This window comes from Aeromonas sp. 602396, assembly GCF_049173735.1.
Lineage (GTDB): Bacteria > Pseudomonadota > Gammaproteobacteria > Enterobacterales > Aeromonadaceae > Aeromonas > Aeromonas veronii_A.
In genome coordinates this window covers 84,423-100,637 of sequence record NZ_JAAKSD010000012.1, presented here as the reverse complement: position 1 = coordinate 100,637, position 16,215 = coordinate 84,423, and the positions used below count along the sequence as shown (strand labels likewise).

The window sequence follows — 16,215 nt, the reverse complement described above, 5'->3', positions numbered from 1 at the left end:
GACAACATGTTTGAATTTATGGATAGCCACACTGACGAAGCCGTCATTAAAGTGATCGGTGTAGGTGGCGGCGGCGGTAACGCTGTCGAGCACATGGTTCGTCAAAATATTGAGGGTGTTGAGTTCATTACCGTCAACACCGATGCCCAGGCACTGCGTAACTCCAGCGCCAACACTACCCTGCAGATCGGCGGTGGCATCACCAAGGGTCTGGGTGCCGGCGCCAATCCGGAAGTTGGTCGTGATGCGGCCATGGAAGATCGCGAAGCACTGCGTGAGCTGCTGACCGGTTCCGACATGGTGTTCATCGCCGCCGGTATGGGTGGTGGTACCGGTACCGGTGCTGCGCCGATCGTGGCCGAAGTGGCCCGCGAGATGGGCATCCTGACCGTTGCTGTGGTGACCAAGCCGTTCTCCTTTGAAGGGAAGAAGCGGATGGGCTTCGCTGCGCACGGTATCGAAGAGCTCTCCAAAAATGTTGACTCCCTGATCACCATCCCCAACGACAAGTTGCTGAAGGTGCTGGGTCGCGGTATCTCCCTGCTGGATGCCTTCAAGGCGGCCAACGATGTACTGCTTGGCGCGGTACAGGGCATTGCCGAGCTGATCACCCGTCCGGGTTTGATCAACGTCGACTTCGCGGACGTGCGTACCGTGATGCGTGAAATGGGTACCGCCATGATGGGTACCGGTTCCGCCTCTGGTGATGACCGTGCCGAAGAAGCGGCCGAGAAAGCCATCTCCAGCCCGCTGCTGGAAGATGTGGATCTGGCCGGTGCCCGTGGCATCCTGGTCAACATCACCGCCGGTATGGACATGACCATCGAAGAGTTCGAAACCGTGGGTAACGCGGTCAAGGCCTTCGCTTCCGAGAACGCCACTGTAGTTGTGGGTACCGTAATCGATCCGGAAATGCACGACGAACTGCGTGTGACCGTGGTTGCTACCGGTATCGGTGCCGAGCGCAAGCCGGACATCACTTTGGTCAAGAGCAGCCAGGTGCAAGAGCGCCCGGTGCGTCAGCCGCTGGTTAGCGACATGATGCAAGGCCGCGTGATGGATGAAGCCCCGGCCAAGGTGGTCAACGCCGAGCCGCAAGCTCGTCGTGAACCGGATTACCTGGATATTCCGGCGTTCCTGCGCAAGCAAGCTGACTAAGCCTCTTATGGCTCTCGTTTGTTTGTTGTTCAAGGAATGTGCTAAGATGGCCTGCCAACGACCATCTGGTCCGGATTTTAAGCTGTTTAGGGTACACCCATGATTAGACAAAGAACCTTGAAAACGAGTGTACAGGCGACTGGTGTCGGCCTGCATTCGGGCCGGAAAGTCACCATGACGTTCCGTCCGGCACCTGTGAACACAGGGATCGTTTACTTGCGTACCGACCTGAATCCTGTGGTGGAGCTGCCAGCCAATGCCGATCAGGTGCGCGATACCGTGCTCTGTACCGCTCTGGTCAACGAAGCCGGTGTCCGTGTCTCTACCATTGAGCACCTCTCCGCTGCGCTGGCCGGGATGGGGATCGACAACCTCTACGTTGAGGTTGACGCGCCCGAGATCCCGGTGATGGATGGCAGTGCGCATCCCTTTATCTACCTGTTGCAGGAAGTCGGGATCCGTGAGCAGAATGCTGCCAAGCAGTTTGTGCGGATCAAGAAGAGCATCCGGGTTGAAGACGGCGACAAGTGGGCGGAATTCCACCCCTATCGCAACGGCTTCAAGATGGATCTCGAGATCGATTTCCAGCATCCGGTCTTTGAAGGGCGCAATCAGCGTTGCGTACTGGACTTCTCCGGTGCCTCCTTCGTGAAAGAGATCAGCCGTGCCCGTACCTTCGGGTTCATGCGTGATATCGAGTACCTGCGTTCCCAGAACCTGGCGCTGGGCGGAAGCCTGGAAAACGCCGTGGTACTGGACGACTATCGGGTGCTGAACGAAGACGGTTTGCGTTATGAGGACGAGTTCGTCAAGCACAAGATGCTGGACGCGATCGGTGACCTCTATATGTGTAACCGCAGCATCATCGGTGAGTTCCGTGCCTACAAGACCGGACATGCCCTGAACAACAAGCTGCTGCGTGCCTTGCTGGCCGAGCAGGAGGCTTGGGAACTGGTGACCTTCGAGGGTGAGGGCGACAAAGCGCCTATCGCTTACTACGATAACGGTCTGGTTCTGGCCTGATAGCTGTGCAACGGAACGTCGGTCCTCTCTCCGCACCGACGTTCCGTCATTTGTTTACTCCATCCTTTAATACCGATTATCTCCCGGTTTTATTTCCCGTGCAGGCTCCTGGCCGCACCTGACCGAGCAGACTGATTTCTATGAGCATTACCCTGATCCTCCACGGCAAGCAGCGACGCAAGTTGCACCTGCCCAAACAACGTCTGGCATGGGTCGGCGGTATTGTTTTCTCCCTGTTGGCCCTTGGTGGTGGCTGGCTCTGGCAGAGTTGGCACCAGAAAATGGAGGCGCTGGAAGTAGCGCTGGCCATGGCCGAACAGCGCTCCGCCGAGCAGAGCGGTGACGAAGCGCGCGAACAGCTGGCCATGTTGGCTGCTCAGGTGGGCACCATGCAGGGGCAGCTGGGTCGTATCAATGCCCTTGGCGAGCGACTGACCGAACAGGCCGACCTCGATCCCGACGAGTTCAATTTCAAAGAGCTGCCCCCCATGGGCGGTCCCTCTTACGATGAAGATCTGGAAGTGAGCCTCAACGAGCTGCAGGCTTCGATGAAACACCTCAGCCAGCAGCTCAGCAGCCGCGAAGAGCAGCTGTCGGTACTTGAATCTTTCATCATGAATCACCATATCACCGATGCCGGTTTTATTTCCGGCACGCCAGTCAAACAAGAGCGAGTTTGGGTCTCATCCGGCTTTGGCGGACGGGTCGATCCGTTCAATGGGCGTGCCAAGATGCATAAAGGGGTCGATTTCCGTGGCAAACCCGGAACCCCGATTCTGGCCACCGGGCCCGGCATTGTCAGCTGGGCCGGCCGTCATCCGGAATTTGGCAATATGGTGGAGATTAATCACGGCAATGGTCTGGTCACCCGCTATGCCCACAACTCCAGGTTGCTGGTCGAGGTGGGCACCCTGGTTGATCAGGGGCAGAAAATTGCCTTGATGGGGCGCACCGGTCGCGCGACCGGGGTCCATTTGCATTACGAAGTGTTGAAAGATGGTCGTCAGGTCAACCCCGCACGCTTTCTCAGTGCCAGCCGGGGTTAGGTTTTTTTCTTCAGGTTCCAGTGACGGAACGCTTTATATAACCAGAAATAGTTGGTACCCATGATTAGCACACTGCTTACCAAGATTATCGGCAGCCGGAACGACAGAACGCTCAAGGCTTTGCGCAAAATTGTAAAACAGATCAATGCCATGGAGCCGCAGTTCGAGGCTCTCTCCGATGCCGAGTTGCAGGCCAAAACGGCTGAATATCGTCAGCGTATCGAGCAGGGTGAGACTCTGGAGCAGTTGCTGCCGGAAGCGTTCGCGACCGTGCGTGAAGCCTCCAAGCGGGTGTTTGGCATGCGTCACTTCGATGTGCAGCTGATCGGCGGCATGGTGCTGAACTCCAACCGCATCGCGGAAATGAAAACCGGTGAAGGTAAGACCCTGACCGCAACCCTGCCAGCTTACCTGAATGCCCTGAGCGGTCGTGGCGTCCACGTGGTGACGGTAAACGACTACCTGGCCAAACGTGATGCGGAGGCGAACCGCCCGCTGTTCGCCTTCCTCGGCATGACCGTTGCGTGCAATGTGCCCGGCATGGATGCGTCCCAGAAGCGTGACGCCTACGCCGCCGACATCACCTACGGTACCAATAACGAATTCGGTTTCGACTACCTGCGCGACAACATGGCGTTCTCGCCGGAGCAACGGGTACAGCGTCCGCTCAACTACGCGCTGGTGGATGAGGTTGACTCGGTGCTTATCGATGAAGCTCGTACCCCGCTGATTATCTCAGGCCCGGCCGAAGACAGCTCCGAGCTCTATATTCGTGTCAACAAGCTGATCCCCTTGCTGGTCAAGCAGGACAAGGAAGATACCGAAGAGTACACCGGTGACGGTCACTACACGGTAGACGAGAAGAACCGTCAGGCGCTGCTGACCGAAAACGGCCAGATCTTCGTGGAAGAGCTGCTCAAGAAAGAGGGGCTGCTGGATGAGAACGATTCCCTGTTCTCCGCCTCCAACATCAGTCTGTTGCACCACGTGAACGCCGGTCTGCGTGCTCATACCCTGTTCGAGCGCAACGTGGACTACATCGTCCAGAAAGACGAGATCGTCATCGTCGATGAGCACACCGGTCGTACCATGCCGGGTCGTCGCTGGTCTGATGGTCTGCATCAGGCCGTTGAAGCGAAGGAAGGGGTGAAGATCCAGAACGAGAACCAGACGCTGGCCTCCATCACCTTCCAGAACTACTTCCGTCTCTACAACAAGCTGGCGGGGATGACAGGTACTGCGGATACAGAAGCCTTTGAATTCCAGCAGATTTATGGCCTGGATACCGTGGTTATCCCGACCAACAAGCCGATGGTGCGCAAGGACATGGGCGATCTGGTCTACTTGACCGCCAACGAGAAGTATGCCGCCATCATCGAAGATATCCGTCAGTGCGTGGCCAAGGGCCAGCCTGTACTGGTTGGTACTGTCTCTATCGAGAACTCCGAGCTGCTCTCCGGCATCCTGACCAAGGAGAAGATCCCGCACAAGGTGCTGAACGCCAAGTTCCACGCCATGGAAGCGGAGATCGTTGCCCAGGCCGGTCAGACTGGCGCGGTCACTATCGCCACCAACATGGCCGGTCGTGGTACCGACATCGTGTTGGGCGGCAACTGGCAGGCTGAGATTGCCAAGCTGGAGAACCCGACCAGCGAGCAGATTGCCGAGCTGAAAGCCGCCTGGCAGGTGCGTCACGATGCGGTGCTGGCCGCCGGTGGTCTGCACATTATCGGTACCGAGCGTCACGAGTCCCGCCGTATCGATAACCAGCTGCGCGGCCGTTCCGGTCGTCAGGGTGACCCGGGCTCCTCCCGTTTCTACCTCTCCATGGAAGATACTCTGATGCGGATCTTCGCCTCCGATCGCGTCACCGGCATGATGAAGAAGCTGGGCATGGAAGAGGGCGAAGCCATCGAACACCCCTGGGTCACCAAGGCGATCGAAAATGCCCAGCGCAAGGTGGAAGGTCGCAACTTCGACATCCGCAAGAGCTTGCTGGAGTTTGACGACGTGGCCAACGACCAGCGCAAGGTAGTGTACGAGCAGCGTAACGAGTTGCTGGATACCAACGATATCTCCGAGACCATCCACGTTATCCGTGATGATGTCTACGGCAGCGTGATTGACGAGTACATCCCGCCCCAGTCTCTGGAAGAGATGTGGGATGTGCCGGGTCTGGAAGCGCGCCTGAAGGCAGACTTTGCGCTGGATCTGCCGCTGCAGCAGTGGCTGGCGGAAGATGACAAGCTGTATGAAGAGAAGCTGCGCGAGCGCATTCTGGACGAAGCCACCAAGCTCTATGCCCACAAGGAGGAGCTGGTTGGCAAAGAGGTGCTACGCAACTTCGAGAAGGCAGTGATGCTGCAAACTCTGGATGGTCTGTGGAAAGAGCATCTGGCGGCCATGGATCACCTGCGTCAGGGCATCCATCTGCGCGGCTACGCCCAGAAGAACCCCAAGCAGGAGTACAAGCGCGAATCCTTCGATCTGTTCACCCAGATGCTGGAAACCCTCAAGCGCGACGTGGTCAGCATCCTGAGCCGTGTTCAGGTGCAGGAGCGCGATGTGGAAGCGATGGAAGAGCAGCAGCGCCAGCAGGCGGAAGCCGCTCCCCGTACCTACACCCATGCCGCGGCTGAGAGCCAGCTGGCCGATGAACAGGCCGCAGGTGAAGAGGGCCACACCACCTTCGTGCGCGATGAGCAGAAGGTTGGTCGCAACGATCCCTGCCCGTGCGGTTCAGGCAAGAAATACAAGCATTGCCACGGTCAGTTGACCTGATCGATGCAGTGCTATGACAAGGCGGGCCCGGTGCCCGCCTTGTTTTTGTCAGAGGGTGGCGACGTCACTGTGGTGGCGCCATCTGACCAAGGGTTATCGGATATCAGGCATCATCGGCCGTTCATCCAGCCGGAGGTTGGGCACATTGAACGGCCTGGTCAGCCATAGCGTACAAAGGTAACAAGATGGAACAGAAAAAGCGGATCTGGGTAGCGGTTGGCGTCATCGAGAATGAACAGGGCGATATCTTTATCGCCAGACGCTCCTCCGATCGCCATCAGGGGGATCGCTGGGAGTTTCCAGGTGGCAAGGTCGAGTCGGGCGAGGATCTTCTCACCGCACTGGATCGGGAGCTGTGGGAAGAGATCGGCATCCGGGTGCAGGATTGTGCCCCTTTCATGGAGCTGCAGCACGACTACCCCGAGAAGCAGGTGTTGCTGGATATCTGGAAGGTGACCCGTTTCAGCGGCGAGCCGTTCGGCAAAGAGGGGCAGGAGTGTCTATGGGTGCCGGTGTCCGAGCTGCACAACTACCACTTTCCCGATGCCAACGGTCCGATTGTCGCGCGGCTTCAAGGCCTGCTGGCTTGAACCGGTTGCAACAACAAGCATCAAAAAAGGGCCCATCGGCCCTTTTTTATTTTATAGCGGAGAGTGACCAGGGGCTTATAGCCACTGATCGCCCTCTTCCTGCTCTGGCAGCAGATCCGGGTTGATCTCCCCGGGTATCCGTTTCTCTTCATCAGCCCACTCGCCGAGATCGATCAACTGGCAGCGTTTGCTGCAGAAAGGTCGGAACGGACTCTGCGAGCCCCACTCCACTTCGCTCTGGCAGGTCGGACACTTTACCTTGGTGACCATAAGTACTCCTTAGCAGCAGGCGAGCTGGAATGGCACATCGCCAATCTGCTGCTCGCCCGTAGGCAGGAAGCGCAGGGCAAAACGATTCTTGTGGCCGCTCAGGGTCGGGTAGCAGAACAGATTGCCCGGCAGCTTGATGCGGATCAGCTCGGCGCTTTCGGCGGTGTCCTGGAAGAAGCCGTTGGTCGCCACCTGCTCGCTGAAGCTGCCCGATTCACGCCACAGACGCAGCAACAGGGTGATGGCGTTCATCAGCAGGGTGATGTCGCTAAGCCAGCCCTGCATCTGCTGGTGACGGGTGATGGCCGGGGTTCCGAGCCAGTGGTGCAGCTGGGGCACGTCGAAGGCACACAGACCACCCGGGATGGAGAAGCGCTGGCGAATGGAACCGAGCAGACGATCCTCTTTCAGGCGGGCTCCCGGGCGTGGCGAGTTGAGCAGGTTGCGGGAGAGCTGGCTGCTCTCTTGCTGCATCTGTTTGATCTGCTCCAGATCGACGTCGGGCAGGCTGGCCCAGTGGCTCAGACGTTGGCCGAGACGCTCCAGATCCTTGATAAGGTCAGCGCGCAAGTCACCACGCTCCAGCAGCTCCTGCAGATCGAACAGCCCTTTGAAGAAGGCGATATGGGCCCAGGATTGCTCGCTCTCCAGATTGTCGCGAATTTGGGAAAACAGGGACTCCAGACGCAGGTAGGTCCGGCTTTTTTCATTGAGGGGAAAATCGTAAATCATGCCTAATCCTGGCCAGCCATAAACCGGCCTAGTGTACTCACTGTTGACGGGGTTGTTGAGAGGCAAATGCCAGATATGTCTCGTGTAGTGCCAAAATCCGCGTTTTTATCGCCATTTCGCTGCCATTGGCGTTCTCGATGACATCATCCGCCGCAGCTAGCCGTTCTGTCCGGCTGGCCTGTGCTGCGATGATGGCTCTGGCCTGCTCGGTGCTGACGCCATCACGGCGGCAGGTGCGCTCAATCTGGGTCGCTTCGTCCACATCGATCACCAGCACCCGGTCGGCGAGGCCGGTGAGTTTGTTCTCCACCAGCAGCGGCACCACCAGCAGGCAGTAAGGAGAACTGGCTGCGGCACACTGGCGCAGCATTTCACTGCGAATCAGCGGATGGAGCAGTGCATTGAGCCACTCCTTGGCCTGCGGGTCGCTGAAGACCCGCTCGCGCAGGGTGCGACGGTCGAGTTGACCGCTCGGCTCAATCACATCCGGGCCAAAATGGTCGGCGATGGTGGCAAGGGCCGGGGTGCCCGGCTCTACGACCTCGCGGGCGATCACATCGGCATCCACCACCTCGATACCCAGTTCGGCAAACTGATTGGCGATGGTGGTCTTGCCACTGCCGATACCACCGGTAATAGCAACTACATACATGGGGGGCCTCTTGCTCAAAGCAGGGTAGAGAGATACCAGTTGGTGATGGTATCGCCCCACAGCAGGGCAATCCAGCCCGCGATGGCGAGGTAGGGGCCGAAGGGGATGGGCTTGCCCTGATGGTGTTTGTGCAAGGCGATCAGGCTGATGCCGATCACGGCGCCGACCAGGGATGAGAGCAGCAATATGATCGGCAGCGCCTGCCAGCCGAGCCAGGCACCCAGCGCCGCCAGCAGCTTGAAGTCGCCATAGCCCATCCCCTCCTTGCCGGTGAGCAGCTTGAAGGCCCAGTAGAGGCTCCAGAGCACCAGATAGCCGACCATGGCGCCAATCACGGCATCCGCCAGCGGTACGAAGCCACCTGCCAGATTGAACAGCAGACCGCCCCACAGCAGGGGCAGGGTGAGCTGATCTGGCAGCAACATCTTGTCGAGATCGATAAAGGTGAGGGCCACCAATACCCAAGTCAGCAGCAGGGCGGCCAGTGTGCCCCAGCCCGGCGTTATGACCATGGCAACGGCCACCGAGAGCAGGGCTGTTATCAGCTCTACCAGCGGATAGCGGGCCGAGATGGGCGCCTGACAGTCGCGGCAACGCCCCTTGAGCCAGAGCCAGCTCAGCAGCGGAATGTTCTCGATGGCGGTAATGGGGTGACCACAGTGAGGGCATGCGGAGCGCGGTACCATCAGGTTGTAGCGCTCTGGTGCGATGGCCTCTTCGTCGGGGGAGAAGTAGCTGCGATACTCGGCCTGCCACTCTCGCTCCAGCATGATGGGCAGGCGGTGGATCACCACGTTGAGGAAACTGCCGATCATCAGGGAAAAGATAAAAACCAGCGAAAAAAAGAGCCATGGCAAGCCGTGAGCCAGCTCGAGAAGAAGTGTCATAACCAACCGTCAGTTTTTGAATGAGGTAAGGGCATGGCTTTGGCGCCCTGCCCTGATGAATCAACCCACCACGTCGCCAAGTTTGAAGATGGGCAGGTACATGGCGATAACCATGCCGCCGACCAGCACCCCGAGCACCACCATGATGAGGGGTTCCAGCAGGCTGGTAAGGCCATCGACCAGGTCGTCCACCTCTTGCTCGAAGATGGTGGCAACCTTGGAGAGCATATCATCGATGGCACCGGACTCCTCGCCGATCATCACCATCTGGATCACCATGTCCGGGAAGAGATCGACGGTGCGCATTGCCACGTTGATCTGCATACCGGCCACCACCTCGTTGCGAATGGCCATAACGGCGGTGCGATAGACATAGTTGCCGGAGGCACCGGCCGCCGAGATGAGTGCATCCACCAGCGGGATACCGGCCGAGAAAGTGGTTGAGAGTGTGCGGGCAAAGCGGGCCATCGCCGCTTTGTGCAGGATCATACCGACTACCGGGATGGTGAGCACAAACTTGTCGGTATTGTCCCTTACCTTCTGGGAGGCGCGCCAGGCGCGCACATAGAGGAAGATGGCGAGCGCAGCTCCGCCGAAGAAGACATACCACCAGTTCTGCATAAAGCGTGAGATGCCGATGACAAACTGGGTGAACACCGGCAGCTCGGCGCCAAAGCTCTTGAAGATATCCTCGAACTGGGGGATGACGAACAGCAGCAGGATGGAAGTCACCACTATGGCCACCAGAATAACCATGGTGGGATAGAACATGGCCTTCTTGATCTTCGACTTGAGCGCTTCCGACTTTTCTCGATAGGTGGCGATACGGTCGTAGATGGTCTCCAGTGCACCGGATTGCTCCCCCGCCTCAACCAGATCGCAGTAGAGATCGTCAAAATGGCGGGGATGGCGGCGCAACGCCTCCGACATGGGGGTTCCGGTCTCAACATCGGAGGCGATCTCACCCATCAGCTCGCGCATGGCGGCTTTCTCGTGGCTGCGGGCGATGATCTGCAGGCTTTGCACCAGCGGTACGCCGGCGGAGAGCATGGTGGTGATCTGGCGGGAGATAATCGCGATATCCATCGGCTTGATCTTGGCGCCGCCTTTGGAGAAGAGCCCCTGAGATTTTTTGGCCACCTTGGTGACGTTTACTCCCTGCTTGCGCAGCTCCGCCTTGACGGTATTGATGCTGTCAGCCTGCAGCTCGCCGGAGACCTTCTGCCCCTTGCGATTGACCCCGTGCCAGCGGAAGGCAAAGACTTTTTTCGGGGTGTTGTTCTTTTTCGTTAGGGTTGCCATCTTTGCATCCTGCAATTGGGCGGATGGTCAGGGAGCCCCTGAACCATCTGACCTGATAAATATCCTCAAACGGCTTGGCACCATCTGGTCGCTTGCTGGTAGATCATCTTGCTCGCATCTTGGCGAGGTTTAATTGGTGGTGACCCGGTTGACCTCGGCAAGGCTGGTGACACCAAGCCGTGCCTTCTCCAGTCCCGAAGTGCGCAGGGTGCGCATGCCCTCTTTCTGGGCAATCGCCGCAATTTGCAGGGAGTTGGCCCCCTGCATGATCAATTTTGCGATATTTTCCGACATTAGCATGATTTCGTAGATGCCGACTCGCCCCTTGTAGCCGCCGGAACACTCCTTGCAACCAACCGGTTTGAACAGTCGCAAGCCGGCTGCCAGCTGCTGCGGGGTAAAACCCAGCTCCAGCAGCTCGGCTTCCGGCACCACCTCCGGCGCCTTGCAGTGGTCACACAGCTTGCGGGCCAGCCGTTGGGCCATTATCAGGGTGACCGAAGAGGCAATATTGAAGGCGGGCACCCCCATATTCATCATCCGGGTCAGGGTTTCGGCAGCCGAGTTGGTATGCAGGGTTGAGAGCACCAGGTGGCCGGTTTGTGCCGCCTTGATGGCGATCTCGGCGGTTTCGAGATCCCGTATCTCCCCCACCATCACCACATCCGGATCTTGCCGCAAGAAGGAGCGCAGGGCGCTGGCAAAGGTGAGCCCCGCCTTGGGGTTGACCTGTACCTGGTTGACGCCCGGCAGATTGATCTCCACCGGATCTTCGGCGGTGGAGATGTTTACCTCGGTGGTGTTGAGAATATTGAGGCCGGTATAGAGCGAGACCGTCTTGCCCGAGCCGGTGGGGCCGGTGACCAGTATCATCCCCTGCGGTTTCGAGAGGGCTCGCAGGTACTGTGCCTTCTGGCGGTCGTCAAAGCCAAGCTGCTCGATATTGAGGCGGGCCGCCGAGGAGTCGAGCAGACGGATAACGATCTTCTCCCCCCACATGGTGGGCAGGGTGTTGACCCGCATATCCATCGACTTGTTGCGCGACAGCTTCAATTTGATGCGGCCATCCTGCGGCAGCCGCCGCTCGGCGATATCGAGCCGCGCCATCACCTTGAGGCGGGCAGAGAAGCGGTTGGCCAGATTGACCGGCGGGGTTGCGATTTCGTGCAAAATGCCATCGATGCGAAAGCGCACTCGATATTTGAACTCATAGGGCTCGAAGTGCAGGTCGGAGGCACCGCGCTTGATGGCATCCATCAGGATCTTGTTGATGTACTTGACGATGGGGGCATCGTCATCGGCGGTATTGACGCTCTCGTCCAGCCGGCTGTTCTCGTCGCTTACCTCGAGGTCGGAGATCTCGGCCTCGTCGATATCCTCCATGCCGAGGGCGTCGTTTTCGCTCTCCAGCAGCTTGCCGATCGCGGCGGTGAGCTTGTTCTCCTCCACCAGCAGCGCCTCGGTATGGAGCCCGAAGCTGAAGCCGAAGTCCTCCAGGGCCGACACATTGGTCGGATCCGACATGGCGATATAGAGAGTGTGGCCCTGGGTATAGATGGGCAGGACGTGGTGCTTCTCAATCAGTTTCTGATTGAGGTACTTCTGCGGGATCTCGGCCAAATCGAAGGCGGCAAGATCCAGCAGAGGTACCCCATACTCCAGCTCGCAAAAATCGGCGAGCGCCTTGCTGTCGAGGATGTCGTTTTCTATCAGAAAGGTCACAAAGGGTTTGCGCTGGGCCTTGGCCTGGCTCAGATAGCGCTGGGAATCCTCTTCACTGATCAGTGAAGAGGCGGCCAGGCTTAACGCCAGGCCGCTATTAGGGCTAGAGGTCATTATTTAGCTGGGCAATAATCTGCTGCCGTTGCTGCACAAGTAAGAGTCCATGTTAATGGGTCTGTATTGGAAGGGGTTGAGCTTGTCAAAATTGCAGTGTCTCCAACGACAAGAGGTGCAAGTGAGCCTGCTGCGGCGCTCGCTGTTGGTGCTGAAGTTACAACCCAAGCAGAGGTTCCTCCTCCAGTCACGGTTGTTGTGACATTTCCTTGCGCAACAGCACCACTTTGAATGTCGGCTAAGACGCAAGCAGTGCCTTTAGTTTGCACACAGACTTCAATAGAGGTTTTGTATTTACCGGTAGCAGAAGCAACCTCAGTCATTTTGGCTTTTTTGGTGTAGTTCTGATATGCCGGCAGCGCGACGGCGGCCAAGATGGCCACGATCGCAACCACGATCATCAATTCAATAAGGGTAAAGCCTGATTGTTTCTTCATTTTGCTGTTCATGGAAAATATCCTTTTATCCTTGGTTCCTGGGAAGTGCCGGTGGAAAATCATCTGCACGTCAGTATCTTATCCGAGCTGTCAGGGGTGGCAACAGAGATTGTCCATTTTGTTAATCACACTTCTTTCATTTAGCAAAAACTTGATGCGTGTCATAAAAGAAGTGGCTTCCTATGACTCTTTCTGTGGCCGAATTAGGGTCCGTCTGTACACTCCTTTGCCGAGGGATCCTGCATAAAGAAAAGGCGCCTCTGGCGCCTTTTGCAAGTTGTTTGTCCGGTTATATCGAGTGTTTGCTCAAGCCTGTGGGGGGCGTCTCACGGTTGGATAAAGCGCATGGAGAGATCGAGTGCCCGCACATGCTTGGTCAGTGCCCCGACCGAGATAAAATCGACGCCGGTGGCGGCAAACTCGGCCAGAGTGTCGAGGGTCACATTGCCGGAGACCTCCAGCTTGGCGCGGCCCTGATTGATGGCGACCGCTTCTCGCATCATGGTCACGTCGAAGTTGTCCAGCATCACGATATCGGCGTTGGCCGCCAGCGCCTGTTCCAGCTCGGCCAGCGATTCCACTTCCACCTCTACTGGTTTGCCCGGATTGAGATGGCGAGCCTCATTAATCGCCTCGACAATGCCGCCACAGGCGAGGATATGGTTCTCCTTGATGAGATAGGCGTCATAGAGGCCGATGCGGTGATTCTTGCCGCCGCCACAGGCGACCGCGTACTTCTGGGCGGTGCGCAGCCCCGGTATGGTCTTGCGGGTGTCGAGCAGGCGGCAGTCAGTGCCCTCCAGCTCCGCCACATAGCGAGCGGTGAGGGTGGCGACGCCGGAGAGGGTCTGGACAAAGTTCAGCGCATTGCGCTCGCCGGTCAGCAGCAGGCGGGCAGGGCCGTGGAGGCGGAACAGCTCCTGATTGGGGGAGAGCACTTCCCCATCCTGCACCTTCCACTCCACCTTCACTTCGCCACCGAGCTGGGCCTTCAGTTGCAGGAAGACTTCATCCACCCATGGCTGGCCGCAGAACACTCCGGCCTCGCGGGTGATGACCCGGGCGCTGGCCATCCGGTTGGCCGGGATCAGCTGGGCGGTGATATCGGCGCTGGCGTCCGGTTGGTCCAGCGTGGTGAGGGCATCGCCCAGATCTTCGAGTAGTGCGGCGCGCACGGCGCGGCTGACATCCTGTTGAAACATGCCTTATTCCTGCAAGGGTCTGAGCAGCAGTTGCCGCTCCTTTTGAACCAGCTCCAGCCGACCGAGGGCGTTCATGCCAACCAGCACTTCGTCACCGTCTGCCGCCGGATTGATAAAGATGGCCAGATCGTACAAGGTCAATGGCCCCATCGCCAGCGTTTCGATGGTGCCGTTGCCGACCCGGACCTGCCCCGCGGCGGTATTGACCTGGCTGCTGCCATGAGCGGTCAGGCCGAGGCGCTCGGCAACCTGCTGCGGAATGGTGATGCGAGTGGCGCCGGTATCGAGCAGCAGTTGCACCGGCTGGCCGTTAATGGCACCCTCCAGACGATAGTGGCCGCTCTGGTCGGCCCGCAGCAACAGCTCGCCGCTGGCGGTGACGCTTGGTTGGTTGCGGGAGTGAAAATAGAGGGTCAGCAGGCCCATCAAAGAGAGCCAGGCCAGTAACCACATCCAGCGTGCCGTGTGCTGCATACCCCATCCATATCGAGCGGAAGATGACTCAGCCTAACATACCACTTCCCATTGATTCAGTGAGTTGGTGTCGGGTTGCCTATCAGGTATCTTCGTTTTCTCGCCATTTATCAGTCAACTCGAGTAGCCGATGACTCAACTCGCTTCGCAACCTTGTTTCTCTATCGATGCCGCTGGCTGGTGCCAGCAGGCGCGCCGGGTGCCTTCTCCCCATCACAACGAACGGGCCGTGCCGGACGATATCTCCCTGCTGGTGGTACATGGCATCAGCCTGCCGCCGGGGGAGTTTGGCGGTCCCTTTATCGACGATCTCTTTATGGGACGACTCGACCCTGAGGCTCACCCCTATTTTGCCGGTATCCATCAGCTGCGAGTCTCGGCTCATTGTCTGATCCGCCGTGATGGCGAGCTGGTGCAGTATGTGCCGTTTGGCGCGCGCGCCTGGCATGCAGGTGTCTCGAGCTGGCAGGGGAGGGAGGCGTGCAATGACTTCTCCATTGGCATCGAGCTGGAAGGGACCGACGAAACCCCCTATACCGAGGCTCAATACCGGGCGCTGGCGGGGCTCACTCGAGCCATCTCGGAGCGCTATCCGGCGATTACCCACGAAAAAATTGTCGGCCATTGCGATATCGCGCCAGGGCGCAAGACGGATCCCGGGGCCAGTTTCCAGTGGGATTACTACCGTCAGTTACTAAACAGATAAAGTAAATATTCAAATTTAGTTTGGATTTTAAAATCAATGGCTTGCCGATCTGGCAGGCCATTTTTGCTTCTGGTTGCACATATGTTATTTGTGAGCGCAGTCAAGAATATTGGTCAGACCATTTTCTATGAGATAAATCATGTTTCCCCTGCTTTACCCCTTAAGTGGTGGGGTTGATTCTTGACTCAGATCATCTTTTGAGTGGACTTTTCAAAAGGCCTCTGCTAATTTTCGCCCCATCCATAAAATTGGTAATACCAATTTAACAAAGTAGCCTCATGCCCTATCGCAAGATTACGCAACCCAAGTTGGCCGACTCCATTGTCGCCGAGCTGGAACAGATGATTCTGGAAGGCAGCCTGCAGCCGGGGCAGAAATTGCCTCCCGAGCGGGAACTTGCCATCCAGTTTCAGGTATCGCGCCCCTCCTTGCGCGAAGCCATCCAGCGACTGGAAGCGCGCGGATTGCTTTATCGCCGTCAGGGCGGCGGCACTTATGTGCAGAATGCCCTGAGCAAGGGGATCGCCGATCCTCTGTTCGAACTGCTCAGTACCCACCCGGAAGCCCAGTATGACTTGCTGGAGTTTCGCCACGCGCTGGAAGGCATCTGTGCCTACTACGCGGCCTTGCGGGGAACCGGGTCTGATTTCGAGCGTATTCGTCAGGTGCAAACCACCATCGAAGAGGCGGGGCAGCTGGGCTCGCTGGTGGCCGAATCGGCAGCCGTGACCCAGTTTTATCTTGCGGTGGCCGAGGCGTCCCACAACGTGGTGCTGCTGCACCTGCTGCGGGCCATGAGCCCGATGCTCGAACAGAACATTCTGCAGAATAACGAGATTTTGAATCGCCGCCCGGGAGTGGTAGCCAAGATACGTCGCCATCGCGCGAATCTGATCGAGGCTATTCTTTCGGGGGCTCCGGAGCGGGCCAGAACAGCTTGTCATGAGCATCTGGCCTTTATCGAGGACACCTTGTTGGATATGCAGAGGGAAGACAGCCGGATCCAGCGATCCATGCGTCGGATCCGTCAGCAGGAAAACTAATCCCACAAGGCTTTATTGTCGAATGCTTGCGCCCTTCGCCGTGCAATGCCGTGCAATCACAACAACATAGGAACCA

16 protein-coding genes are annotated in these 16,215 nt (G+C 58.0%); 7 read left to right on the top strand and 9 right to left on the bottom strand.

The annotated features are described in order from the left end of the window. The first annotated feature begins 6 nt into the window (after nucleotides 1-6). From ftsZ to mutT, 5 genes are all read left to right on the top strand, one after another. Entirely contained in the window at nucleotides 7-1,158 is a 1,152-nt protein-coding gene (gene ftsZ / locus G5229_RS14775; RefSeq protein ID WP_005336147.1) for a cell division protein FtsZ, read from the top strand. A gap of 99 nt (nucleotides 1,159-1,257) precedes the next feature. Then, complete coding sequence (gene lpxC / locus G5229_RS14770) at nucleotides 1,258-2,181, top strand: UDP-3-O-acyl-N-acetylglucosamine deacetylase (protein WP_005336146.1); 924 nt, start codon at nucleotides 1,258-1,260, stop codon at nucleotides 2,179-2,181. 140 nt (nucleotides 2,182-2,321) lie between these two features. Next, nucleotides 2,322-3,227, top strand: a complete 906-nt coding sequence (locus G5229_RS14765; protein WP_257124209.1) for a peptidoglycan DD-metalloendopeptidase family protein — start codon at nucleotides 2,322-2,324, stop codon at nucleotides 3,225-3,227. Between the two features lie 60 nt (nucleotides 3,228-3,287). Further along, the gene (gene secA / locus G5229_RS14760) at nucleotides 3,288-6,008 is read left to right on the top strand and encodes a preprotein translocase subunit SecA (protein WP_421209460.1); all 2,721 of its coding nucleotides are present in this window, start codon (nucleotides 3,288-3,290) and stop codon (nucleotides 6,006-6,008) included. Between the two features lie 185 nt (nucleotides 6,009-6,193). Beyond that, nucleotides 6,194-6,598, top strand: coding sequence for an 8-oxo-dGTP diphosphatase MutT (gene mutT, locus G5229_RS14755; RefSeq protein WP_257124211.1), 405 nt, complete (start codon nucleotides 6,194-6,196; stop codon nucleotides 6,596-6,598). Between the two features lie 75 nt (nucleotides 6,599-6,673). Here the strand turns inward: mutT and yacG are convergent, their stop codons facing one another. The 9 genes from yacG to G5229_RS14710 form a co-directional block, all read right to left on the bottom strand. Continuing rightward, nucleotides 6,674-6,868, bottom strand: coding sequence for a DNA gyrase inhibitor YacG (gene yacG, locus G5229_RS14750; protein ID WP_216952204.1), 195 nt, complete (start codon nucleotides 6,866-6,868; stop codon nucleotides 6,674-6,676). 9 nt (nucleotides 6,869-6,877) lie between these two features. Further along, nucleotides 6,878-7,600 carry a cell division protein ZapD gene (gene zapD / locus G5229_RS14745; protein ID WP_216952203.1) on the bottom strand — a complete coding sequence of 241 codons (723 nt, stop codon included), beginning with the start codon at nucleotides 7,598-7,600 and terminating at the stop codon, nucleotides 6,878-6,880. Between the two features lie 37 nt (nucleotides 7,601-7,637). After that, nucleotides 7,638-8,252: a dephospho-CoA kinase gene (gene coaE / locus G5229_RS14740; protein WP_421209458.1), complete on the bottom strand. Its 615-nt coding sequence runs from the start codon at nucleotides 8,250-8,252 to the stop codon at nucleotides 7,638-7,640. A 14-nt stretch (nucleotides 8,253-8,266) separates the two neighbouring features. Beyond that, nucleotides 8,267-9,139, bottom strand: coding sequence for a prepilin peptidase (locus G5229_RS14735; RefSeq protein ID WP_216952201.1), 873 nt, complete (start codon nucleotides 9,137-9,139; stop codon nucleotides 8,267-8,269). A gap of 60 nt (nucleotides 9,140-9,199) precedes the next feature. After that, on the bottom strand, nucleotides 9,200-10,441 hold the full coding sequence (locus tag G5229_RS14730; RefSeq protein ID WP_227341827.1) for a type II secretion system F family protein: 1,242 nt from the start codon (nucleotides 10,439-10,441) through the stop codon (nucleotides 9,200-9,202). Nucleotides 10,442-10,570: 129 nt separating this feature from the next. Next, on the bottom strand, nucleotides 10,571-12,277 hold the full coding sequence (tapB, locus tag G5229_RS14725; protein ID WP_416034850.1) for a PilB family type IVa pilus assembly ATPase TapB: 1,707 nt from the start codon (nucleotides 12,275-12,277) through the stop codon (nucleotides 10,571-10,573). Next, nucleotides 12,277-12,726, bottom strand: a complete 450-nt coding sequence (locus G5229_RS14720) for a pilin (protein WP_421209455.1) — start codon at nucleotides 12,724-12,726, stop codon at nucleotides 12,277-12,279. The genes tapB and G5229_RS14720 overlap by 1 nt, the downstream gene beginning before the upstream one ends. 314 nt (nucleotides 12,727-13,040) lie before the next feature. Further along, on the bottom strand, nucleotides 13,041-13,916 hold the full coding sequence (gene nadC, locus G5229_RS14715) for a carboxylating nicotinate-nucleotide diphosphorylase (RefSeq protein WP_421209454.1): 876 nt from the start codon (nucleotides 13,914-13,916) through the stop codon (nucleotides 13,041-13,043). Nucleotides 13,917-13,919: 3 nt separating this feature from the next. After that, nucleotides 13,920-14,390, bottom strand: a complete 471-nt coding sequence (locus G5229_RS14710) for a retropepsin-like aspartic protease family protein (RefSeq protein WP_421209452.1) — start codon at nucleotides 14,388-14,390, stop codon at nucleotides 13,920-13,922. 130 nt (nucleotides 14,391-14,520) lie between these two features. Here G5229_RS14710 and ampD point away from each other — a divergent pair, with 130 nt between their 5' ends. Both ampD and pdhR read left to right on the top strand, forming a co-directional pair. After that, nucleotides 14,521-15,096 (top strand): 1,6-anhydro-N-acetylmuramyl-L-alanine amidase AmpD, encoded by a 576-nt coding sequence (gene ampD, locus G5229_RS14705; protein WP_421209450.1) that lies wholly within the window; start codon nucleotides 14,521-14,523, stop codon nucleotides 15,094-15,096. Nucleotides 15,097-15,374: 278 nt separating this feature from the next. Further along, nucleotides 15,375-16,139 (top strand): pyruvate dehydrogenase complex transcriptional repressor PdhR, encoded by a 765-nt coding sequence (gene pdhR, locus G5229_RS14700; RefSeq protein ID WP_005336127.1) that lies wholly within the window; start codon nucleotides 15,375-15,377, stop codon nucleotides 16,137-16,139. The last annotated feature ends 76 nt before the right edge of the window (nucleotides 16,140-16,215 follow it).

What these genes read in the sequence shown, in the direction of transcription:
- G5229_RS14735 (WP_216952201.1), bottom strand. Translation starts at nt 9,139, where the DNA reads ATGACACTTCTTCTCGAGCTGGCTCACGGCTTGCCATGGCTCTTTTTT.
- secA (WP_421209460.1), top strand. Translation starts at nt 3,288, where the DNA reads ATGATTAGCACACTGCTTACCAAGATTATCGGCAGCCGGAACGACAGA.
- G5229_RS14730 (WP_227341827.1), bottom strand. Translation starts at nt 10,441, where the DNA reads ATGGCAACCCTAACGAAAAAGAACAACACCCCGAAAAAAGTCTTTGCC.
- nadC (WP_421209454.1), bottom strand. Translation starts at nt 13,916, where the DNA reads ATGTTTCAACAGGATGTCAGCCGCGCCGTGCGCGCCGCACTACTCGAA.
- G5229_RS14720 (WP_421209455.1), bottom strand. Translation starts at nt 12,726, where the DNA reads ATGAACAGCAAAATGAAGAAACAATCAGGCTTTACCCTTATTGAATTG.
- G5229_RS14765 (WP_257124209.1), top strand. Translation starts at nt 2,322, where the DNA reads ATGAGCATTACCCTGATCCTCCACGGCAAGCAGCGACGCAAGTTGCAC.
- mutT (WP_257124211.1), top strand. Translation starts at nt 6,194, where the DNA reads ATGGAACAGAAAAAGCGGATCTGGGTAGCGGTTGGCGTCATCGAGAAT.
- yacG (WP_216952204.1), bottom strand. Translation starts at nt 6,868, where the DNA reads ATGGTCACCAAGGTAAAGTGTCCGACCTGCCAGAGCGAAGTGGAGTGG.
- ftsZ (WP_005336147.1), top strand. Translation starts at nt 7, where the DNA reads ATGTTTGAATTTATGGATAGCCACACTGACGAAGCCGTCATTAAAGTG.
- zapD (WP_216952203.1), bottom strand. Translation starts at nt 7,600, where the DNA reads ATGATTTACGATTTTCCCCTCAATGAAAAAAGCCGGACCTACCTGCGT.
- G5229_RS14710 (WP_421209452.1), bottom strand. Translation starts at nt 14,390, where the DNA reads ATGCAGCACACGGCACGCTGGATGTGGTTACTGGCCTGGCTCTCTTTG.
- ampD (WP_421209450.1), top strand. Translation starts at nt 14,521, where the DNA reads ATGACTCAACTCGCTTCGCAACCTTGTTTCTCTATCGATGCCGCTGGC.
- coaE (WP_421209458.1), bottom strand. Translation starts at nt 8,252, where the DNA reads ATGTATGTAGTTGCTATTACCGGTGGTATCGGCAGTGGCAAGACCACC.
- tapB (WP_416034850.1), bottom strand. Translation starts at nt 12,277, where the DNA reads ATGACCTCTAGCCCTAATAGCGGCCTGGCGTTAAGCCTGGCCGCCTCT.
- lpxC (WP_005336146.1), top strand. Translation starts at nt 1,258, where the DNA reads ATGATTAGACAAAGAACCTTGAAAACGAGTGTACAGGCGACTGGTGTC.
- pdhR (WP_005336127.1), top strand. Translation starts at nt 15,375, where the DNA reads ATGCCCTATCGCAAGATTACGCAACCCAAGTTGGCCGACTCCATTGTC.